Annotated in this window: 21 protein-coding genes and 1 tRNA gene; 7 read left to right on the forward strand and 15 right to left on the reverse strand. The window is 56.6% G+C overall.

Features of this window, described 5'->3' with window-relative positions:
- Positions 1–75: 75 nt before the first annotated feature.
- The 5 genes from FIL88_RS14570 to FIL88_RS14590 all read right to left on the reverse strand — a co-directional run bounded on the left by FIL88_RS14570 (position 76) and on the right by FIL88_RS14590 (position 4,237).
- Positions 76–507, reverse strand: coding sequence for a hypothetical protein (locus tag FIL88_RS14570; protein WP_142854614.1), 432 nt, complete (start codon positions 505–507; stop codon positions 76–78).
- Positions 508–546: 39 nt separating this feature from the next.
- Complete coding sequence (locus tag FIL88_RS14575) at positions 547–729, reverse strand: hypothetical protein (protein WP_142854615.1); 183 nt, start codon at positions 727–729, stop codon at positions 547–549.
- 252 nt (positions 730–981) lie between these two features.
- A complete protein-coding gene (locus tag FIL88_RS14580) occupies positions 982–2,361 on the reverse strand; it encodes a tyrosine-type recombinase/integrase (protein ID WP_142854616.1) in 1,380 nt (459 codons plus the stop codon).
- Positions 2,362–2,453: 92 nt separating this feature from the next.
- Positions 2,454–2,529, reverse strand: a tRNA-Thr gene (locus tag FIL88_RS14585).
- 46 nt (positions 2,530–2,575) lie between these two features.
- Positions 2,576–4,237 (reverse strand): ABC transporter permease, encoded by a 1,662-nt coding sequence (locus FIL88_RS14590; protein ID WP_142854617.1) that lies wholly within the window; start codon positions 4,235–4,237, stop codon positions 2,576–2,578.
- Between the two features lie 86 nt (positions 4,238–4,323).
- Here FIL88_RS14590 and FIL88_RS14595 point away from each other — a divergent pair, with 86 nt between their 5' ends.
- Positions 4,324–5,202, forward strand: a complete 879-nt coding sequence (locus tag FIL88_RS14595) for a hypothetical protein (protein WP_142854618.1) — start codon at positions 4,324–4,326, stop codon at positions 5,200–5,202.
- A gap of 43 nt (positions 5,203–5,245) precedes the next feature.
- On the opposite strand, the gene FIL88_RS14600 is transcribed toward FIL88_RS14595, so the two are convergent.
- Complete coding sequence (locus tag FIL88_RS14600) at positions 5,246–5,506, reverse strand: DUF2312 domain-containing protein (RefSeq protein WP_142854619.1); 261 nt, start codon at positions 5,504–5,506, stop codon at positions 5,246–5,248.
- A gap of 152 nt (positions 5,507–5,658) precedes the next feature.
- Here FIL88_RS14600 and FIL88_RS14605 point away from each other — a divergent pair, with 152 nt between their 5' ends.
- Entirely contained in the window at positions 5,659–5,874 is a 216-nt protein-coding gene (locus FIL88_RS14605) for a hypothetical protein (RefSeq protein ID WP_142854620.1), read from the forward strand.
- A gap of 43 nt (positions 5,875–5,917) precedes the next feature.
- On the opposite strand, the gene FIL88_RS14610 is transcribed toward FIL88_RS14605, so the two are convergent.
- The 8 genes from FIL88_RS14610 to FIL88_RS14645 all read right to left on the reverse strand — a co-directional run bounded on the left by FIL88_RS14610 (position 5,918) and on the right by FIL88_RS14645 (position 14,713).
- Positions 5,918–8,002, reverse strand: a complete 2,085-nt coding sequence (locus tag FIL88_RS14610; protein ID WP_142854621.1) for a 3-hydroxyacyl-CoA dehydrogenase NAD-binding domain-containing protein — start codon at positions 8,000–8,002, stop codon at positions 5,918–5,920.
- A 129-nt stretch (positions 8,003–8,131) separates the two neighbouring features.
- A complete protein-coding gene (locus FIL88_RS14615; RefSeq protein WP_142854622.1) occupies positions 8,132–8,344 on the reverse strand; it encodes a hypothetical protein in 213 nt (70 codons plus the stop codon).
- Between the two features lie 80 nt (positions 8,345–8,424).
- Complete coding sequence (locus tag FIL88_RS14620) at positions 8,425–8,751, reverse strand: TraR/DksA family transcriptional regulator (protein WP_142854623.1); 327 nt, start codon at positions 8,749–8,751, stop codon at positions 8,425–8,427.
- A gap of 72 nt (positions 8,752–8,823) precedes the next feature.
- Positions 8,824–9,798 (reverse strand): FliM/FliN family flagellar motor switch protein, encoded by a 975-nt coding sequence (locus FIL88_RS14625; RefSeq protein ID WP_142854624.1) that lies wholly within the window; start codon positions 9,796–9,798, stop codon positions 8,824–8,826.
- A gap of 45 nt (positions 9,799–9,843) precedes the next feature.
- Positions 9,844–12,579, reverse strand: a complete 2,736-nt coding sequence (locus tag FIL88_RS14630; protein ID WP_142854625.1) for an ATP-binding protein — start codon at positions 12,577–12,579, stop codon at positions 9,844–9,846.
- Positions 12,579–12,881, reverse strand: a complete 303-nt coding sequence (locus FIL88_RS14635) for a hypothetical protein (RefSeq protein ID WP_185960970.1) — start codon at positions 12,879–12,881, stop codon at positions 12,579–12,581. Before FIL88_RS14635 ends, FIL88_RS14630 begins: the two co-directional genes overlap by 1 nt.
- Before the next feature lie 6 nt (positions 12,882–12,887).
- Positions 12,888–13,256 carry a response regulator transcription factor gene (locus FIL88_RS14640; RefSeq protein WP_142854626.1) on the reverse strand — a complete coding sequence of 123 codons (369 nt, stop codon included), beginning with the start codon at positions 13,254–13,256 and terminating at the stop codon, positions 12,888–12,890.
- Between the two features lie 116 nt (positions 13,257–13,372).
- Positions 13,373–14,713 (reverse strand): helix-turn-helix transcriptional regulator, encoded by a 1,341-nt coding sequence (locus FIL88_RS14645; protein WP_142854627.1) that lies wholly within the window; start codon positions 14,711–14,713, stop codon positions 13,373–13,375.
- A gap of 297 nt (positions 14,714–15,010) precedes the next feature.
- Here FIL88_RS14645 and FIL88_RS14650 point away from each other — a divergent pair, with 297 nt between their 5' ends.
- A complete protein-coding gene (locus FIL88_RS14650; RefSeq protein ID WP_142854628.1) occupies positions 15,011–15,295 on the forward strand; it encodes a glucose-6-phosphate isomerase in 285 nt (94 codons plus the stop codon).
- Positions 15,296–15,345: 50 nt separating this feature from the next.
- On the opposite strand, the gene FIL88_RS14655 is transcribed toward FIL88_RS14650, so the two are convergent.
- The gene (locus FIL88_RS14655) at positions 15,346–16,851 is read right to left on the reverse strand and encodes an AMP-binding protein (protein ID WP_142854629.1); all 1,506 of its coding nucleotides are present in this window, start codon (positions 16,849–16,851) and stop codon (positions 15,346–15,348) included.
- 120 nt (positions 16,852–16,971) lie between these two features.
- Between FIL88_RS14655 and FIL88_RS14660 the strand changes: the two genes are divergently transcribed.
- The 4 genes from FIL88_RS14660 to accC all read left to right on the forward strand — a co-directional run bounded on the left by FIL88_RS14660 (position 16,972) and on the right by accC (position 20,071).
- Positions 16,972–17,514 (forward strand): LuxR C-terminal-related transcriptional regulator, encoded by a 543-nt coding sequence (locus FIL88_RS14660; RefSeq protein ID WP_142854630.1) that lies wholly within the window; start codon positions 16,972–16,974, stop codon positions 17,512–17,514.
- Positions 17,515–17,622: 108 nt separating this feature from the next.
- The gene (locus tag FIL88_RS14665) at positions 17,623–18,024 is read left to right on the forward strand and encodes a hypothetical protein (protein WP_142854631.1); all 402 of its coding nucleotides are present in this window, start codon (positions 17,623–17,625) and stop codon (positions 18,022–18,024) included.
- Positions 18,025–18,207: 183 nt separating this feature from the next.
- Positions 18,208–18,708, forward strand: a complete 501-nt coding sequence (gene accB, locus FIL88_RS14670) for an acetyl-CoA carboxylase biotin carboxyl carrier protein (RefSeq protein ID WP_142854632.1) — start codon at positions 18,208–18,210, stop codon at positions 18,706–18,708.
- 10 nt (positions 18,709–18,718) lie between these two features.
- Positions 18,719–20,071 (forward strand): acetyl-CoA carboxylase biotin carboxylase subunit, encoded by a 1,353-nt coding sequence (gene accC / locus FIL88_RS14675; RefSeq protein WP_142854633.1) that lies wholly within the window; start codon positions 18,719–18,721, stop codon positions 20,069–20,071.
- The last annotated feature ends 3 nt before the right edge of the window (positions 20,072–20,074 follow it).

A 20,074-nucleotide genomic window follows, 5' to 3' on the forward strand; every position in this document is an offset into this window, starting at 1 on the left:
ATATTGCGCTTTTCGGTTTTCAACACATCACCCCGCATTCTGGGTCATTTGTATTCCTATTCAGAGGGGGTACGTTTAGAAGTTTTTTAGGATGTTCAGAATGCGTTGAAGGTTCTCCTCAGAGAACCCGTAGGTATGTTGGATTGCGTACTCGATCACTCTGTACGCTTCTTGGTTTCGTGGGGCTTTCTTCAGGGCCACCTTAGTCAAACTTTCAGACAGCTCTTTCGTGGTCAGCTGCTTGGTCTGCTTTTCAGGCTCCACCTCCCCAATCTCTTTCTCGATCTCGTCAAGTTTCCTTTGGGCATTACCACGCTCCCCTTCAGTGGCCGACGGGTCGTCCCTCAGGGCACGTAGACGCTCAACCTTGCGGAGGTCGTCAAGGGTGGCTGAACGGCGTTCTGGTTTGGGGGTTCGTGAAGGTTTCCCTAAGGCGAGGACTTCGCGTATTGAGGTGCATTGGTCAAATGCTACCCGCGAGTGACATTTGGCTTCTGCCACCTTCATGTACTCGTGCGCCCTCTTTCGGGTGAAGTTACACCACTCTTAGACCCAAGGGATGAACTCCCCATGCTTCAGCTCAGCCTTCTTGTCGATCAGCATCATGCCAATGTCAGCAGCGTAGTGCTTCATCTGGTTCTCACCGCGTTGGATGGTTCGGTGAAGGTCGTTGATCGAGGATGCCAAAAGGGCGCCTGGGGTCGGTGAAGGGGCTGGGGTCGAGATCATATACTGAAAGTTCCTGCTATGGATTCCGACACCACCTAAGAACCTCAATAAACTCAATCAAGCCTTTATTTTTGCAGATTATTTCATACACCGACTACTGAGTGACGAGCATGTCACTGAACAATATCCAGCCTATTGATACTCTGTAAGTTGCACGGGATTTTCTATCCCCGGCGCTACATTCATTTTTTTTCGGTGACGCAACAAAAAACCGGAAACCTGATAACGCGTAGAGCGCTGCGGCGACCGAAGCTACGCCAGCAAACCCAGATCACTCACCTTAAGCAGTGCCTTATGGGTCACCCGCAGCTTCGCCAGTTCACCCCCATAAGCCGTGTCCCCCTCGCCCCCTAAGGTGTGACCAAGAATGAGGTTTTGCTCCAATGTTGGAACGCCAGCTTCTCGCAGCCAGTCCTTCATTGAATGACGCAAGCTGTGGTTCGTATGGCGAGGGTTAGTTGTGACTTTCCTGAGGTGTTTCATGAGCGCCTGAGAGGCCCCGTCAGCACCACGGGGCTTGGCATAGGTGTGAAACAGCGGCGTAGCCTCATCAGCACTGTGCGACTCTCTCACTGCCTCTTGAGCAGTATCCAGAGCAAGCCCTACAAGTGGCACCTTACGAACCGATGAACGCGTCTTGAGACTGCGAACCGAGTTCGGGCGAATTACAAGGTGGGGTACTTCGTGATCAAGAATCACCTCATCAACAAGTAGACCTGTTATCTCAGCCATGCGGCAACCTGTACCCGAAAGCAAGTTCCAGATACGAAGCAACTCACGTGACTTGCATGACCTCTCTAAGCAGCCCCTCATCGCCTTGATTAGATCAACTGGAAGCGGGTCTCGTTCGTCGCGGGCTTCGAGTGTCTGTGTGGCCTTAGGCATATCTAGCTTTTCAAATGGGTTCCCCATCTTGTCTGACAAATCAAACTCACGGCTACCGATACCAACCATGGCGCGGACCATGTTCAGTTCACGTTTGACCGACGAAACAGCACGAGGCGTCCCATCTTTCTTGAGCATGGAAAGCATTGCATCTCGAAGGGAGCGGGCATGTTCTCGTTTCAGATCAAGCAACGCAAAATCCTTCAACGGACCGAACGTGTCAGCCATGTAGCCACAGACGCGGTCAAGGCGAACTGACTTCGGCCTGTCGTCGCCAATCCGCTCTTTCAGGTACAGTAAACGAGCGTCTTCAAGAGTGTGGGCGGGAGGTAGTTGTTGTGGATTGGCAACCGCTTGAATGAGTGACGAACGAGCGCCCGAGGCCAACAGTGCCTCAGCAAGAACCTCCGCTTTGCCGCCATCGACCCAAACACCGAGTTGCTCGTCATACTGGTCATTCAGTCCAGTTACGCCGGACAGCAGTGTCTTGGCCTCCTCTACATCGACTAGGAATTGCTCTCTTGGGGTCAGCAAAGTTTCTCCACGGGCGATAGAGACTTGCTTGTCAAACTCAGCCATCAACGCGTGATGCTCTTGCACGAGGGCGGAACCTTCGCGGGCCTTCATCGCCACTTGCAGAAAGGTCTTACCAACTATCGGAACAACATCTTTAGGGAATCGTCTACGGAACCGCTTACGGCCACCTGAAAGTTCATCTACGTGGTTGAGTTTCATCGTTATCGCCATGCTTTGTGTTCCGCCATGTGTCCCAAATGTGTCTCAGGACAGCGGCGAAAAGCCCAATAAACCAAGGAAATAAGGCGAACAAGTATGTTCGGTGGTGCCCCCACACGGACTCGAACCGCGGACCTACTGATTACAAATCAGTTGCTCTACCAGCTGAGCTATAGGGGCACTCGGGGACGATCTAATTGCTTCTTTCGAAAGGTGCAAGCAAAATTCAACGGCGGCTCGCACGGGCCATCAATGCGACTGCACAGAGACCGACAGAAATGACCATCAACGCGGGGGGCGCGGCTTGCCCCAACTGTTCCAGCGACGCCTGTTCATAAACGCGCGTGGCCAATGTTCCATAGTTAAATGGGCGTAAAAGCAAGGTCGCTGGCAGCTCTTTTACGCTGTCTACAAAGACAAGCAAAAGTGCCGTCCCCACTGAACCGCGGATCAGAGGAAAATAGACCTCAATCAAGGTTCCACGGGCGGAACGGCCCAATGATCGCGCCGCCATCGGGATATTGGGCGAGACTCGTTCGAACGCGGCATCACTGGCACCTTGGGCGATGGCAAAAAAGCGCACACAGTAAGCATAGATTACGGCGAAGGCCGTTCCCGTCATAACCAACCCCGGGTCCCAGCCAGTCACAGCGAGGATCCCATCGGCCATGGCGTTATCCGCCGCAGCCATTGGGATCAGGATACCAATACCAAGAACTGCGCCGGGGGCAGCATAGCCAATCGTCGTAATCGGCATTAACTTGCGTGCCAACACGCTGCCCGAAAGGCGCACGCCATAAACCAAAAACAATGCGCCAAGCACTGAAACAAGTGCGGCAACCGAACCGACTGTCAATGTATGGACCAGCGCGGAGAAAAGCCCATTGGACAGCCAGTACTCGGGTTTTGACACAGCATGCGAGAACAGGACGATGACAGGCAGTACAAAGCCAATCGCGAATGGAATCGCACAGGCAGTAAAGGCTGCCAGCCCGGACCAACGCCCCAACTGACGTGGTTCGACAGGACGACTTTGACGCGACATGCGATAGAAACGGCTTTTTGAACGACCGATTTTCTCGAGCGCGGCGAGCACAAGCACGAAGCCTAGGATAACCAATGCAATTTGAGCCGCGCCGCCTGCATTGTGGCCCTCGAGCCAAACCGTGAAGATCCCCGTAGTCAGGGTCTGTACAGCGAAGTAATCCACGACCCCAAAATCCGAAACCGTCTCCATCATCACAATGGCTACTCCAGCCGCAATGGCAGGGCGCGCAAGTGGAAGACCCACGCGCCAGAACCGCGCAAACGGCCCTGCCCCCAGAGCGCGGGCGACCTCGTACGCATCTGCGGATTGCTCTCGAAACGCCGCGCGGGCTAACAAAAACACATAAGGGTTCAATGCAGCTGCAAGCACAATAATGGCAGCCCAGCGCGACCGAATTTCTGGAAACCAATAGTCCCGCGCCGTTTCCCAGCCAAACAATGTCCGAAGCCCCGTCTGCAAGGGGCCTGCATATTCCAGAAAATCAACCAGCGCATAGGCGCCTACATAGGCCGGGATGGCCAACGGGGTCAGCAAAAGCCACTCAAGCCAGCGCGCACCAGGAAAGCGATACATAGTAATCAACCAAGCAGCGCCCGTACCCACAGAGGCCGAGGCGATCCCCACTGACAGAGAAATAACCACCGTGTTGGTCACATAGCGCGGCAGGGTTGTTGCCATCAGATGTGGCCACGCATTTTCTTCGGGCGTGAAGGCCAGCCACAGAATCGAGAGAATGGGCAGAACCACCAGAAATGCGATCACAAATGCCCCGATGGACCAGACGTTTATACGATGCCAAACGCGCGCGGACGCCTCTATCTGAGTCTTTTGCTCAACCATGCTTTGGCTTTAACCTGAAATCTGTTTAACTGTCCAGAAATCCCCAGTATGTTTCACTGTGCAGGACAAAAGAACACAGGCGCCCCATGAAAATCGCGATCCATATCGGTGCACATTGTACAGATGGCGACCATCTGACCAAATCGTTGCTGAAAAACGCCGATCAATTGCTGTCACACGGCGTCGCAGTTCCTGGCCCGATGCGCTATCGTGGCCTGCTGGGACAGATCATGGTCAAGCTAAAGGGAAGTGTCGCAACGGTCGAGACTCAGGACATGCTGATTGACGAACTGGTCGACTCGCAGAAGGTTGATCGGGTCATCTTGGGACATCAGCATTCGCTGGGTGTGCATCACCGAGCTTTGGAAGATCGTCGCCTCTATCCACTTGCAGAGCGAAACACAGCCTGGATGAGAAATGTATTCCCGGATCACGAGGTTAGTTTCTTCCTTGGAATCAGCAATATCGCCAATTTCTACCCTGATATCATTGACGCCGTGAACGATGATCAGCGCCCGCCAATCTTGGAAACGATTGATCCGCGCGATCTGTTCTGGTCCGATGTCGTCGAGAACATCCGCACTGCTTGTCCCGATGCGCCGATAACTGTGTGGTGCAACGAAGATACCCCCGTGATCTGGCCCGACGTCATGCGCAGCATTGCGGGGCTCGCACCATCTGTCTCGCTGAACTCCGGTGAGTTCGATATTCTTGAACAGATTACCGCGCGTGAAGGCATGGCCCGTTTGCGGGCCTATGTGGATGAGAATCCGTTTCAGTCCAGCGCGCAGCGCGCGCGTATCTTAAACGCGTTCATGGAAAAATTCGCGCGAGATGACACAGTTGAAAGGGAGGTCTCGCTACCAGGGTGGACGCAGGATCTGGTGGACGATCTGTCTGAAAACTATGAGCGTGACCTACAAGACATCGCAAGCATTACCGGCGTTACATTGTTGACCCCATAAAAAGGGCCCCGAAGGGCCCAATTCCGCGCGTATCAAAGCCAGCTTACATACCCAAGGCTTCTTTATACATATCCAGAACGGCTTCTTCTTCCGCTATGTCATTGGGTTCACGCTTACGCAGAGCGATTACTTTGCGCATGACCTTGGTGTCGTACCCACGACCCTTGGCCTCGGACATCACCTCTTTCTGATGGTCGGCGATGTCCTTCTTTTCCATTTCCAGACGTTCGTAACGTTCTACGAACTGGCGAAGCTCGTCTGCGGTCACGCGATAGCTGCTTTGGGTCTGATGATCTTCGTCCATTGGGCCCTCTTACCTGTGATGGTTGCCCGCAAATCGTGACAGGCGTTGCTGCTAACCGCTTTAGCCCGACAGATTGATGCCTTCAAGGCCTCACAGGACTTGCGCGGCGGCATCCCGCGCGGTAGGCGCAAAGAAATCAAAAGGAGACCGCCATGGAATGGCTGATTATCGTTGGGGCTATCATGTCCGCCATTGGCCTGATCGGGTTGGTGGCAAGCGCACTCAAAGTCATGAAAGCCAAACGCGAGGGGCTCGAAGAAGCCGCGTTGCGCGCGCGTATGCAAAAAGCTTTGGTGCTGAATTTGGGCGCGTTGGGCGTGTCGGTTCTGGGCCTGATGTGCGTTATTCTGGGCGTATCGCTAGTGTGAGACGTGGTGGGGCCGCTCCCGGCCCCCTCGAACTCGCAAGCGTCTAAAGGTCGCCGAAGCTTCGTCCGTTCTTGATCAACTCATCAAACAGTGGGGATGGCACCCAGAAACGCGGCTCCTCGCTTTGCCAGTTGATCAGAGCGTTCTTCACAGTCAATAGTCCCGCCTGATCTGCGGCCATCATCGGCCCGCCGCGATACCGTGGAAAACCATAGCCATACAACAGAACAACATCAACATCTGAAGGCCGCAGCGCAACCCCCTCAGACACCAGACGCGCGCCTTCATTCGCCATCGCAAAGACACATCTCTGTTGTATTTCCTGCTGCGAAAATGCCCGTAGCGCAACGCCCTTAGAACGTCGCTCAGCCTCGATAATGGCCAGTACGTCCGGATTTTCCACAGGCGTTCCCGCCTGATCATGGATATAGTAACCGCGACCGGCTTTCTGGCCGAACCAGCCCTGTTCGCAAATCTTGTCCCCAATCGCAACATAGCGATCTTCCGGCGCACGGCTTGCCGCCAAACGCTTTCGCCGCGCCCAGGATATATCTAACCCGGCCATGTCCAGTACCTGATAAGGACCGATGGGAAAACCGTATGCACGCATCGCTGCGTCGATCTGCGCGGGCGATGCACCATCCTCGAGCATGAAATCCGCTGCCAAGCGGTAGGACGCCAAAACGCGATTTCCGATGAAACCATCTGCTACACTTGCGCGTACTGGAACTTTGCGCAGTTTACGCGCCAGATCAAACCCGGTAGCAACCACGTTTGGATCAGTCTGGTCGCCCACTACAACCTCGAGTAACTTCATGATGTGCGCAGGTGAAAAGAAGTGATAGCCGACCACATCCTGTGGGCGCGAAATCGTCGCCGCCAGCGTATCAATATCCAGATACGATGTATTGGTCGCAAGGATCGCGCCCGGCTTCATCACTGTATCTAGCTGGGTAAAAACGGTGCGCTTGACCTGCTCGTCTTCGAACACCGCCTCGATGATCAGATCGACCGGGGCCAGTTCATGCATCGAAGTGGTACTGGTCAAGCGTGCCAATCGCTCGACACCTGTGGCAGTGTCGATGCGGCCCTTGTCGACCGATTTGTCATAATTCGCAACAATGCGTTGAACGCCACGGTCCAGCGCGTCCTGATCCCGCTCGACCAGCACGACAGGAAACCCCGCATCCAGACAGGAAATCGCAATGCCGGACCCCATGGTCCCTGCCCCAACAACGCCAATGCTTTTGATGGGCCGCAGCGTTGCACCCTCAAGCTCAGGTATTTTCGAGGCGCGGCGCTCCGCAAAAAACGCATGACGCATTGCATTGGCCTCAGCACTTGCTTCACAATCGTCAAACGCAGCACGTTCCATCGCGATCCCGGCGTCAAAAGGCAAAATCTGCGCGGCCTCGATACAATCAACGATCCGCGCAACCGATGGCAGCGGGTCACTTTTTACCTTTTCACGACGAGCTGCTACTGCATTCACAAACCCTCCGGGGTCTTGCAGTCCCTCGCTCCGATCCCGAGTTGGCCGCGTGGCCCCACCATTGGCGATCAGCTGCCCGGCCAACGTCATCGCAGCCGTATCCAGATTGGCCTCTACCACCAGATCTGCCACGCCCAAATCCAACGCAGTTTGCGCACCAAGCGGTTTGCCCGTCAGCATCAAGTCTAGTGCGACAACTGCACCGACAATCCGAGGCAGACGTTGGGTTCCACCTCCCCCCGGCAAAACACCCAACTTCACTTCCGGGAGTCCAAACCTGGCCGCTTTTTGCGCGACGCGGTAATGACAGGCCAGCGCGAGCTCAAACCCACCACCCAGCGCGCTGCCATGTACCGCTGCGATTGTCGGTTTAGAACAGTCTTCCAACAGCGCGCAGACATCCGACAAAATCGGTGCCTCGCGCGGGCGTCCGAATTCACGCACATCCGCTCCGGCAGGGAAGGTTCGCCCTTCGGCCCGCAACACAATCGCCTTCGCCGTCTCATCCGCGACTGCGATCTCAATTTTATCGCTTAGGCCTGCGCGCACAGCGTGGCTCAGAGCATTAACCGGGGGGTTCTCGATGGTGATGATCGCGACAGAATTATCGACGCGCAGGGTGACGGGCTCGGTCATAGGTCCTCCTTGATCAGCTTCCTTCAAGGGGCAGATCCGCACCGCATTTGTCAATGGCTGTTGGCGCAAACGGCACACCTTTTCCGACCAATCGGTCGGATTTACCACCCCGCCAGAGGAAAAAACTTCTTAGACAGGCAGATTATCGAATGGATCTTCCGAACCATCCTGCTTCAACTCTTCTTCGAAGTGGCGGATCTCCTCTGGTGCAGGTAGTCCCATTTTTTCCAGCTCTGAGAGTTTTTCGCGCAACTGTTCCTGCAGCACATGTCGATCTTCTGGTCGTTTTGCGATCTCGTCCAAAATTAAGCTTATTGCGACCTTAAGTTCTTCAAAAGCCATGACGTCCTCCCTTTCATATCAAATCAATAGGCGTCTGGGGCATACTGGATGCCACCGTCCCTCCTCAGGCAGTGACTTCCTTAGGCGTGCTTCGCCGCACAATCCCGGCAAAATGGGGTATGTGGCAGGAGGTTCAGGCGCTCAGGTGAGATTTCAGCTCCACATTCAGCGCAGTATCCAAATTCACCGTCATCCATCCGGGCAAAGGCGGCCTGAATCTGGGCAATCTCGGTCTGACCGGACGTTCCCAGCCCTTCCAGCACCTCATCTTCTTCACGCTCGACGGCCAGTTCTTCCCAATCTTTCGATTGGTGGCTGTCCAGCTCGTCTTCGATCTCGTGCAGTCGCTTGTCCAGCTCTTGCATCCGGGCGTTCAGAATATCGCGGTACCTGTTCACGTCTACCATAGAAGTCTCCTTTGCCCAACTGTGGCGCGGGGCGAAAGAAGCTGCCTTGATGCAGGTCAAGCGATGAGATACTTAGTGTTCTGGCGTTTCTGGATGAGCCATGGGTGGAACAGCAGCCGCTTCGGATCCAGCAGTGACGTTACGGGACAAAGTCGTTTCTGGGCTAATATCCAATAACGTCCCGCCCCCGATCCGCAACGCGCGTTGCCCATCCATCTGCCCCAATCGGCAGATTGTGACGACTTCACCTTTGGAATCCAGAAGATCCACATGTCTCAACGCCTGAAGCGGTACTGGGAAAACCATCCCAACCTCGAGGTTTGTAATGTCCGCAACTGGCATTTGAATCTGATGTAAATTCGCACGCAGCTCCGCATGACAGGTCATTGCAACATCTGCGATAGTTCGCATCGAATCCCCACTCCCCTTGCCCTGCATGGGCTTAATGGGCGCGTCAAAGGGAAGGATCAGACTTAGGGCACCTTGCTTTGCCCCACCCGCCAGATCCAGTTCCACCCGCAACGTGCGATAAATCACGTTGTTCAGCGTCAGCGAGATTGTCTGAGGGTCCATGAGTGGCAGCGCGTAGCGAAATCCTGAAACACGAGGCGCAATGTCCAAAGCAGCTTCCTGCACTTCGACTTCAAAGCATTCTAACATGCGATCAACGAAGTCAGCACAGATAGCCGCGTCTGTCCGCGTCGGCGCGCGATCAGGGGCTGCGGCCGAGGTCACTTTTCCAATGGTCAGCGCTTCGACAAGACCCGTCACCACAGTACTGTCCAAAATAACCATGCCGAAACTACTATCGGGTCCTTCGACCATACATATAAGCCCCTGCTCTGGCAGATCGGCCAGAACGTCATCCAGCACCGCCTTACCTTCGCTGATCGACTGGGGCGCAAGAACGGTTCCAGCTACGTCTTGCCCGGTGCGACGCAACGCATTTCCGAGCGCTCCGGTCACGGAAATTGGGCAAATCGCTGAGGGTGGTCGCCCTGCACCGGCTTTGCGCTGCATTACGCTGAATGTGTCTGGATCGGCCATGTATGTTCCAAGCGATAGATCGCCCCAACATTGCCAAGACAAGGTTTACAAATGGTTGACACCAGCCTCTGCACCACGGGCAAATGTAGATGGGTTCCCCACTGGCAAAGTCACACGAAACGCCGCCCCGCTTTGGCCCGGCAAATAGGTGATCTCTCCCCCAAGTTTGTCCATGATCTCGCGACAGATGGCCAAGCCAAGACCCGCGCCCCCGGCGGCCAAATGGTCAGACAGACGCGAAAATTTCTCGAAAATCATCGACTGGCTTTCCAGCGGCACACCGCCCCCATTGTCAACAAAATCAACCTGAAGCCTGCCCCCACGCTGTCGCACCCGAATCGCAAGACGTTTTTCCTTGGCATCACAGTACTTTGCGGCATTTGAAATCAGATTGATGAACACCTGCGCCAGCCGGTCCGTATCGGTATAAAGTGCAATGCCTTCATCCGAGCGGTTGCGGTGGATGTGCATATTTTCGTGATCAATGACCGAGCTTGTGGCCGCGATCGCGCGGTCCAGCACCTCGCGCACCACCTCGCGGCGTGGGTTCAATTGCACCTGCCCATTTTCCAGCACACTGAGGTCAAGAAGGTCGTCCAGAAGCCGGGTCAGGCGCACGCTTTCATCATGAATGATCGACGCATGGCGCGCCGCCGCCTGCGGATCATCGGCACCGCCATCGCGCAGAATTTCCGAGAACGCGCGGATTGACGTCATAGGGGTGCGCAGTTCGTGGCTGATCTGGCTGAGGAACGCATCTTTCTGGATCGACAACTGGGTCAGCTTCTCGTTCACCTCAGACAGCTGGCGCGCGGTCAAGGTCAGCTCGCGCTGCTTGGTTTCCAGTTGCGTGGTTTGCTCTAGCATCTGTTGGGTTTCGTCCGCGACGGCAAGAAGATCGTCAACAGAAACTGTGGCCCCACCCAGGATTTGCGCGATCATGGCGTGGGCGGTGGCGGTGCCCACAAGCCCGGACAGCTCGCGCTCTAACCGCCCGATGAAGTCTGGTGTTGTGTCGGGCAGATAGCCCTGTTTTCCTTGCAATTCAGCCTGAGCCTGAAACCATGCCTGCGCCTGATCCGCCCCCATAATCTGTTGCGCCATCACCAGCAGGTCTTCTGCCGTAGCTGCGCTGAAGCTGCGGCCGCGTGCCGGGCCGGAATGGTCCAGCACGTTAACAAATTGCGCCGCCTGCAACCGTTCCAACGGGCTGGGAAATGACATCAGCGAAATCAGGATGAAAACGGCACAATTCAGGATCAAAGACCAAAACAGCGCATGGACCACCGGATCCAGACCATCAACGCCGAACAAGGCCTGCGGTCGCAAGGCCTCGATCCCCCAAGGTCCGTGGGCCAACATCGAGGCGCTCATTGCACCAGCATCGCCGAAACTGGGCAGAAACAGCGTATAGGCCCAGATTGCAAACCCTGTGATCAACCCCGCCACTGCGCCACCACGCGACGCTCCGCGCCAGAACAGCCCCCCGGCCATGGCAGGCAGCACCTGCGCCACGCCTGCGAAGGAAATCAATCCGATGGCCGCAAGCGCCGATCCCCCGCCTGAAATGCTGTAATACAGATAGCCCAGCGCCAAAATGCCCCCGATGGACAGGCGGCGGGCGGTCAAAAGGATCTGACGCACATCACCATATTCTGACGCTCCACCGGGGCGGGTCGACAGCCAAATCGGCATGATTATGTGGTTCGACACCATGGTCGCCAGCGCAATCGATGCGACGATCACCATCGAGGTTGCCGAGCTGAAACCACCAAGGAAGGACAGCATCGCCAACCCATCCCGCCCAAAATAGAGCGGCAATGTCAAAACGAAGAGGTCCGGGTTCTCGCCTGCAGGCATGAGGGACAGCCCCACCACGGCGATGGGGATGACAAACAAGCTCATCAGAAACAAATACAGCGGGAACGCCCACGAGGCCATCGCCAGCTGCCGCTCATTCACATTCTCGACCACCAGCACCTGAAACATACGCGGCAGGGTCAGGAATGCGGCGGCGGACAGGAATGTCAGACCAACCCAACGCCCGCCCTGCAATGCCCATGCGCCTTCGGGCGCGGCCTTGATGACTTGGTCCATTGCGCTGGCGATCCCCTGCGGCCCGCCTCCGACGCCCCACACCACAAAGATCCCGACCGCCAGCAGCGCCACCAGCTTCACCACGGCCTCGACCGCGATGGCGGTGACGACACCGTGATGACGTTCGTTCACGTCAAGATTACGCGTGCCAAACAGAATGGTGAAAAGCGCAAGCCCCCCGGCCACCCAAAACGCAGTTTGCTCCAAATCCGGGACCGCCCAGCCGGCGGATCGGTCACGTGCGAAGACTGCGAAGGACAGGGTCACTGATTGCAGTTGAAGCGCAATATAGGGCGTGGTGCCAACGACCGCGATCAAAGTGACCAACACCCCCAACAAGTTCGACTTGCCATAGCGCGACGACACAAGGTCCGCGATCGACGTCACCCTTTGGCTACGCCCGACCCGTACCAGCTTGCGCAGAAACCACCACCAGCCGATCATCACCAAGGTTGGTCCCAGATAGATCGTTACGAATTCTAACCCCGACCGTGCCGCGTAACCCACTGCGCCATAAAAGGTCCACGCGGTACAATAGACAGACAGTGACAGGGTATAGATCATCGGCGAGGTCAGAAACCGCACCTTGCTGCGCCGCGCGCGCTTGTCGGCGACGAACGCCACAAGAAACAACAAGACCACATACAGAAAGCAGACACCAACCAACGTGTTGAAGGTCAGCATCAGCGCAATCCACCGGCATCATCGGCAGCATCTGTATCAACGGTTGAAATGCTGTTGGTGCTGTGTTCGTCCTGCCCCACACCACGCCCCAGATGCCGTGCCAAAAGCATAGAGGACAGGATCAACACGAACCAAGCCGAGAAAACATAGGCCAGCCGTATCGGACCAATTTCCCCACCCACCATCAACGGCAAAAGAAAGGCGATCACACCGAACAGGGGCAACAAGCGGGCGGCGTCCTCGATCCGGCGCCTGCGATAGCTTTGGCGCGCCAGAAACAGGGGTTCACGCGGCGATCTCATCCCTTGTCAGCCCCCGACCAGCTCGCGCAGGTTTGACAGCATTTCGGTGTTCGAGAACGGCTTGGTCATAAAGCGGCTGACGCCCAGACGTTCGGCCAGCTCGCGGTCAGTTTTTTGGCCGCGTGCGGTCAACATCAGAACCGGCAGAGCGCGCGTATCGTCAGAGCTGCGCAGATCCTGCAAAATATCATAACCCGATTTTCCGGGCAGCATCACATCAAGGATCAGTACATCCGGTTGCACATCACGCACCGCCTGCACCGCAGTTGTTCCGCTTGCATGGGTGGACACATTCCACCCATCGCGGCTGAGAATGAAACTAATGGCCTCGGCGATATTGGGTTCATCTTCGATGACCAGTACCTGTTTTGTCATAAAGCCCTCCCCAGAGATGCGGCAGTACGCACCGTCCCGCGACTATCGCCAAGAACATGGCTGCAATCAAGTGAAACACGCTTTTAGAACGGTAGGTTGCAGGTCGATCCATCCGATCAACCGGCGGACAGGATCGTCGCCTCGCGTCGGGCAGCACAATCCGGGCGGGGGCAAACACGGCAGGCGGACCCGACTTCCACGGGTGGTGTATGTGCCAAAGCCTCTCCGTCCAGCGCATCGTCCAGCTCGCGGATCAGCATGACGGCTTCCAAAGCTGGTGGGTGATTGAACGACGGCGCATCGCGCCGGACGCAGATGGCCTGACAGACATAGCGCCGCCGCGCACCGCCCGGTTGCCGGACCACTGTTTGCATGGGGCGGTCGGGTTGCGCCAACGCTTGAAACACGGGCCAATACGGACAGGCGGCCCCAAATCTTGGCAGGGTGAAACCCGGAACGGATTTGCGCAGCCCAAGTGCACCCGCCCCATCGCAACTGATCACACCCGCACCGATCCCGCCTTCTGACGGCGGCACGAACGCAATACGTCGCAAAACCGTCGGCAATGGCTGATCGAATGCATGGGCCAAGGCCATCGGACCCCAGCGATAAGTCTCACGCGCGGTTTGAAAGTCCTGCAATGGCATCGCAACCGCTTCGGACATGTACTGCGACAGGAACTGACGCGCCATATCCTGCGCCTCGCGCGAGGTCAGGGCGTCGCTGTCTGCAATCAAACGGCCAATGGCACGGTCGTGTACACCGGCGTCGCTGCCCGTGACCTCTTCCAAAACCGGAAAGAAATGATCATGCGCCTCTAGAAATGTGGCCAGCTCTTCTGCTGGGCCAATAGGCACAACTTCGGCGCTGGCACCTGCGTCCAGAAACTCGACCAACCCCTGCGCCGCACCCGACAGGCGCATCCCTTCATCACGCATGTTGCGCAGGAACCTGTCTTGCCATTCCTGATCGACCTCCCCCCCACCGGACAGGATGGCAGCGGTTGATCTGATCGCCGTCACCGCCGAGATCACCTCGTGCAAAGACGCGGCCAGCTCTGGGTCATGGGTCAGCCGGTCAGACAAGGCTTCGACCATCTGCTCAAGTTCTTGAATGCGCTGATTTTGCGCCGTGACAAGCGAAGCCCACCCGGGAAACCGCCCGGCGAAATCCTCGGACCTGTCCAGTTCGGCCTGAGCTTGCGGCAACCGTTTATCGGCCTCGCTTAACGCGCCCAGAAGCGCAGCTTCGGCGCCTTCTGCGAGGACGGCTGGATCGGTTCGCAACACTTTGGAAATCGCATCAAGTAAAGCGTCACCAACCCGGCGTCGGTTGTGTTCGATCAGATTCAAATATGCCGCAGAAATCCCGACTTCTTTCGCCAAAGCCGCCTGTTTCAGGCCCAAAACAAGCCTGCGCTCGCGAATTCGGCTTCCTGTCAGTCTGGAATGAGGCATAATGCAGATCGACTTTCATTGACGTGCCGGGGCCGACCCGGTTTTCGGACTACACCACGTAACAGCAACGTTGTTTACAAAAAGATCCCTATTTCATAGCCTGTTAACATTTAGTTTTCAAAGGCGATCAGCTTGAAAGGTCAAAATTTACACCACATCGGCACATCGTGCTGAATATTCGACTCCGACGGTGCGGCGAAAACCCGCCGGGATTTACCCAGATCGCTCTGATAAGTTCCCTTGACCCACCAATTGCCTAGAAAGAGTATGAAACGGCCTTACTTTTAGGAGGATAAGATGAAGAAATCCGTATTGACCCTTGCCTGTGTGGCGTCGCTGGCGCTAACCGCATGCATGAACCGCCCGCTGACTGATCAGGAAAAAACCATCATCGGCGGCGTTGCCGGTATTGGCGCTGGCTTGATCACAGCAAACGCCATCGGCGCCAACAAGAACTGGACCGTTCTGACCACGTTGGCCGGTGCAGCCGCTGGCATCATGGTTGCGCGCAACAGCCACACCAACATGTGTGCATATTCGAACGGCGACGGCACCTACCGTCAGCGCCCCTGCCCGGTCTGAGTTAGGCACAATAGAACACGAAAAGGCGCGCTGGAAACAGCGCGCCTTTTTTATGCCAGCGTCTTGCGCAACTGGGTTTTCAACACTTTGCCATAGTTATTCTTCGGCAATTCAGGCACTGCAAAATAGGCTTTAGGACGTTTGAACCGGGCGATATTGTCCAGACAATGCGCATCTAGATTGGCTTCGTCCAATTTGCGACCGTTCGCCAACACAACAAAGGCAACGACATCCTCGCCCCATTCCGCACTGGGGCGTCCGACGACGCTGACTTCACGCACATCAGGATGGATCAGAAGCGCCTCTTCCACCTCGCGTGGATAGATGTTCGTCCCGCCCGAAATGATCACGTCCTTCGATCTGTCCCGCATGGTCAGATAGCCGTCTTCGTCCAAGAACCCCATGTCGCCCGTCATCAGCCAGCCATCGACCAACGTCTTCTGGGTGGCGTCGGGATTGTTCCAATAGCCAGGCATGACCGGCGTGCCACGCACCATGATTTCGCCCACCACGCCATGCGGCACTGGCTGGCCGTCTTCATCACCAATTCGAACTTCAACCACGCTTTGTGCGCGTCCGACCGAAGCCAAACGTTCGCGCCACCGCGGATGCGTACGATCCGCCACGTCTTCGCGCGATAATACGGTGATCGCCATAGGGCATTCCCCCTGCCCATAGATCTGCACAAAGCGCGGGCCGAACCAATCAACCGCCTCTTCAATATCTGCCAGATACATCGGACCGCCACCATAAACGATCGTCTTGATCCCGTCCCCACGCCGCCCGGCAGCTTTCGCAATATCCGTAAATCGCCGCACCATCGTGGGTGCCATAAACATCTGCAGCGGCCCTTGGGCCTCGGCGGTGTCCAACAGCTCGACCTCGTCAAACCCACCCGAGGCCGGCGTGATATGTCGTGCACCACGGGCCACGTGAATGGGCGCATAAATGCCCGCGCCATGGCTCATCGGGGCCATATAGAACACCGCATCGTCGGCCGAGACATCGTCACAATCCAGCAAATACGACATAGACGTCGAACGGATCATGCCGTGACTGATGTAAACGCCCTTGGGCTGCCCGGTTGTGCCCGAGGTATAGAAAAGCCATGCAAGATCTATATCCGCACGGGGCGCCACCGCCACCGGATCATGTTCGCAAAGTGCCGCGAACTCGTCTTGTTCGACATGAATCATCGGCACGTCGATAATATCCGACAGGTCAGAGGCCAAATCATCCGTCACCAGAACCAGTTTCGCGCCAGAATTCTTAATAATATACGCGGCTTCTTTCGGATGAAGCTTTGCATTGATCGGCACCACCGCCGCACCCAGCCCCCAAACCCCATAGAACCCCAGAAGATATTCAGGGCAATTCTTCATAAACAGCGCAACCCGGTCGCCTGGACCAACACCGCGCGCGGCCAAACCGGCAGCCAGCCCCTGCGCAGCGCGGAAAAACGCGGCATAGGTCATAATCTGCTCTGCCCCGCGAAACACAGCTGGCTGGTCGCCTTTTACCTGCGCGGTACGTTCAAGCCAAAGTGCCAGATTCATGTGACCTCCCTTTCATCACGATCGACCTTTGGACTATCGAACGACACTTAATGTCCGCGCAAGCCCCGTAAAACTACGCAACTGTTTGAATTGTCGCCAAAGCTTTGGCAGGATAGGGGCATGACGCAGACCGATCTTGCCTTCATGTACGCGCCCACTGGGCTTGCGCTGACCGAAAACAGGATCGTGCGGCAGTGCAATCTGCGCTTTGCTGAAATGTTCGGTGCCGACGTCGAGAACTTCAAAGATATGCCGCTAGAGCATCTTTATCCGTCCCTGAAAGACTATGAAAAAGTGGCGCGGATCGGCGGGGATATTCTGCGTGAAACTGGGCGATATGAAGATGAACGCATCATGCGGCGACTAGACGGGGACATGTTCTGGTGTCGCGTGCGCGGTACAAGCCTGACGCCGGAAGACCCCTTTCGGCAAGGAGTTTGGAGCTTTGCAGACCTGTCCGCAGAGCGCCCCGTGGTCGAGCTGACCCCCCGCGAACGGGACGTGGCAATCCTGACCTGCCAAGGCAAAACATCCAAGGAAATCGGCCTATCATTGGGGCTAAGCTATCGCACGGTCGAAGCCCACCGCGCACGCCTGCTGCAGAAATTCGGGGCACGCAAGCTGCCCGAGCTGGTCGCGAAGTTCTCGGGCATGCCGATCTAGGCTGTCGTTAACCTTTCTGAATGAAAGATTACGCAAATTAATCATTCGGTAACTCCTTTCCAGCCATCATTGTACTTGGTGGGGGCTCCGTAACTGACGGAGCATACAATGGAATTCGTACTCCCGTCCCCGTTGGGGACGCAGGCCACGCTTACGGCACAGCAACCGGCGCGCCCCGCGCCCAATCCAACACGTGTGGAAAAAACACCCAGCAGCGGCAAATCCCGCGCAGATGCGCACAACACGCAAGATCATGGGAACACTCGGCCCCTTTCGGAAAAGCTGCTAAAGGATGTGTATTCACCACCGCCGGACCCGGATCAGCCCGTCGGCCCCCCTCCGACTTTTCAATTAAACGTGCTCGAGATGGAGCGGCAGTTGCAGCAAAGGCTCGCGCAGATCGAGTTTTCGCGTGCGTTGGAGAGCGACCGCGCATCGCTACCCGCGCCAGATAACTCGGATCAGGTCCTCGAAGAACCTGCCAAATCGCCGCCCGAACATCCAGACTGACACGCCCATGGGCATAAATCGGTAAAACCGCCCCCAATTTCCCGCGAATTCCTGACAGAATTCGGGCGATTTTGCGTTTTCGCAAACCTTCTTGCTTTTCTCCCCTTACCTAGCGTCCTATAAGCGTTGCAATGAGATAAAGCCTGCATAAATAGGCGGGCAGACAAACAAGGGTGAGGACCCATGGCGAAGAAAAATCACGAGACCGATGTGGCATTCATCGAAGCGCTGGCGAAGCTGCTTCAGGAAAACGACCTGACCGAGCTGGAAGTCATGCGCGACTATGGCGAAAATGACAGCCTGAACGTGCGCGTCAGCCGTGCAAAAGAAGTCATTCAACAGATTGCTGCCCCCGTTGCAGCGGCCGCCCCGGCAGCCGCCCCTGCAACAGTTGCCGCAGCGCCTGCTGCTGAAGCACCCGCTGCCGCGTCTGACGATCCGGCCAACCATCCGGGCGCTGTACCGTCGCCGATGGTGGGCACGGCCTATCTGCAGCCGGAACCCGGCGCACCGTCTTTTGTCAGCGTTGGTGACACTGTGTCTGAAGGGCAAACCGTTCTGATCGTGGAAGCCATGAAGACCATGAACCAGATCCCGGCCCCGCGTGCCGGCAAGGTCACCCGCATTCTGGTCGAAGATGGTTCGCCCGTTGAATTCGGCGCACCGCTGATGATCATCGAATAAGGGGCGGATCATGGCCCAGTTCGATAAAATCCTGATTGCCAACCGGGGCGAGATCGCGCTGCGCGTGATCCGAGCCGCCCGCGAGATGGGCATCAAAACCGTTGCCGTGCATTCGACTGCTGACGTGGACGCAATGCATGTGCGCATGGCAGATGAAAGCGTCTGTATCGGCCCCAATGCCGGCACCGACAGCTATCTGTCGATCCCCGCGATTATCGCCGCATGCGAGATCACCGGCGCACAGGCTGTGCACCCCGGTTACGGCTTCCTGTCGGAAAACGCGACCTTCGTACAAGCGCTTGAAGATCACGAGATCACCTTTATCGGCCCGTCGGCAGCGCATATCCGCATGATGGGCGACAAGATCACCGCGAAAGACACAGCGGACAAGCTGGGCATTCCCTGCGTCCCCGGATCTGAAGGCGGTGTGCCCGACATTGAAACGGCCCGCAAAGTGGCCGCCGATATGGGCTATCCGGTGATCATCAAAGCCACCGCTGGCGGCGGCGGGCGCGGCATGAAAGTGGCCGAGTCCGAGGCTGAAATCGACATGGCGTTCTCGACTGCCCGCTCGGAAGCCAAAAGCGCCTTCGGAAATGACGAAGTTTACATGGAGAAATACCTCCAAAAGCCGCGTCACATTGAAGTGCAGGTCTTTGGTGACGGACAGGGCGGCGGCGTCCATCTGGCCGAGCGTGACTGTTCGCTTCAGCGCCGTCACCAGAAGGTTTTCGAGGAAGCCCCCGGCCCCTCGATCAGCCCGAAAGAGCGTGAAAAAATCGGGACTGTCTGCGCTAACGCCGTGGCCGAAATGGGCTATTCCGGCGCGGGCACGATCGAATTCCTCTATGAAGATGGCGAGTTCTATTTCATCGAAATGAACACCCGTCTGCAGGTGGAACATCCCGTGACCGAAGCCATTTTTGGCGTCGATCTGGTGCGCGAGCAGATCCTTGTGGCAGAAGGCAACAAGCTGTCCTTTGCCCAGTCGGATCTAGAAGTGAACGGCCACGCAATCGAAGTACGTCTGAACGCCGAGCGTTTGCCGAACTTCACCCCCAACCCTGGCAAGATCACGCAGTATCATGCGCCTGGCGGTCTGGGCGTACGGATGGATAGCGCGCTTTATGACGGCTATTCGATCCCGCCCTATTATGACAGCCTGATCGGCAAGCTGATCGTGCATGGTCGCGACCGTCCTGAAGCGCTGGCACGCCTAAGCCGTGCGCTGGGTGAGCTGATCATCGACGGGATTGAGACCACAGTCCCGCTGTTTGACGCCCTGTTGGCCGAGCCTGACGTGCAGTCCGGAAACTATAACATCCACTGGCTGGAACGCTGGTTGGACGAAAACATGGGGTAAGGG

Origin of the sequence: Aliiroseovarius halocynthiae (assembly GCF_007004645.1) — a bacterium.
In the GTDB taxonomy this organism is placed as follows: Bacteria; Pseudomonadota; Alphaproteobacteria; order Rhodobacterales; family Rhodobacteraceae; genus Aliiroseovarius; species Aliiroseovarius halocynthiae.

Coding starts and splice junctions, on each gene's coding strand:
- FIL88_RS14570 (WP_142854614.1), bottom strand. CDS start 507: ATGAAGGTGGCAGAAGCCAAATGTCACTCGCGGGTAGCATTTGACCAA.
- FIL88_RS14575 (WP_142854615.1), bottom strand. CDS start 729: ATGATCTCGACCCCAGCCCCTTCACCGACCCCAGGCGCCCTTTTGGCA.
- FIL88_RS14580 (WP_142854616.1), bottom strand. CDS start 2,361: ATGGCGATAACGATGAAACTCAACCACGTAGATGAACTTTCAGGTGGC.
- FIL88_RS14590 (WP_142854617.1), bottom strand. CDS start 4,237: ATGGTTGAGCAAAAGACTCAGATAGAGGCGTCCGCGCGCGTTTGGCAT.
- FIL88_RS14595 (WP_142854618.1), top strand. CDS start 4,324: ATGAAAATCGCGATCCATATCGGTGCACATTGTACAGATGGCGACCAT.
- FIL88_RS14600 (WP_142854619.1), bottom strand. CDS start 5,506: ATGGACGAAGATCATCAGACCCAAAGCAGCTATCGCGTGACCGCAGAC.
- FIL88_RS14605 (WP_142854620.1), top strand. CDS start 5,659: ATGGAATGGCTGATTATCGTTGGGGCTATCATGTCCGCCATTGGCCTG.
- FIL88_RS14610 (WP_142854621.1), bottom strand. CDS start 8,002: ATGACCGAGCCCGTCACCCTGCGCGTCGATAATTCTGTCGCGATCATC.
- FIL88_RS14615 (WP_142854622.1), bottom strand. CDS start 8,344: ATGGCTTTTGAAGAACTTAAGGTCGCAATAAGCTTAATTTTGGACGAG.
- FIL88_RS14620 (WP_142854623.1), bottom strand. CDS start 8,751: ATGGTAGACGTGAACAGGTACCGCGATATTCTGAACGCCCGGATGCAA.
- FIL88_RS14625 (WP_142854624.1), bottom strand. CDS start 9,798: ATGGCCGATCCAGACACATTCAGCGTAATGCAGCGCAAAGCCGGTGCA.
- FIL88_RS14630 (WP_142854625.1), bottom strand. CDS start 12,579: ATGCTGACCTTCAACACGTTGGTTGGTGTCTGCTTTCTGTATGTGGTC.
- FIL88_RS14635 (WP_185960970.1), bottom strand. CDS start 12,881: ATGAGATCGCCGCGTGAACCCCTGTTTCTGGCGCGCCAAAGCTATCGC.
- FIL88_RS14640 (WP_142854626.1), bottom strand. CDS start 13,256: ATGACAAAACAGGTACTGGTCATCGAAGATGAACCCAATATCGCCGAG.
- FIL88_RS14645 (WP_142854627.1), bottom strand. CDS start 14,713: ATGCCTCATTCCAGACTGACAGGAAGCCGAATTCGCGAGCGCAGGCTT.
- FIL88_RS14650 (WP_142854628.1), top strand. CDS start 15,011: ATGAAGAAATCCGTATTGACCCTTGCCTGTGTGGCGTCGCTGGCGCTA.
- FIL88_RS14655 (WP_142854629.1), bottom strand. CDS start 16,851: ATGAATCTGGCACTTTGGCTTGAACGTACCGCGCAGGTAAAAGGCGAC.
- FIL88_RS14660 (WP_142854630.1), top strand. CDS start 16,972: ATGACGCAGACCGATCTTGCCTTCATGTACGCGCCCACTGGGCTTGCG.
- FIL88_RS14665 (WP_142854631.1), top strand. CDS start 17,623: ATGGAATTCGTACTCCCGTCCCCGTTGGGGACGCAGGCCACGCTTACG.
- accB (WP_142854632.1), top strand. CDS start 18,208: ATGGCGAAGAAAAATCACGAGACCGATGTGGCATTCATCGAAGCGCTG.
- accC (WP_142854633.1), top strand. CDS start 18,719: ATGGCCCAGTTCGATAAAATCCTGATTGCCAACCGGGGCGAGATCGCG.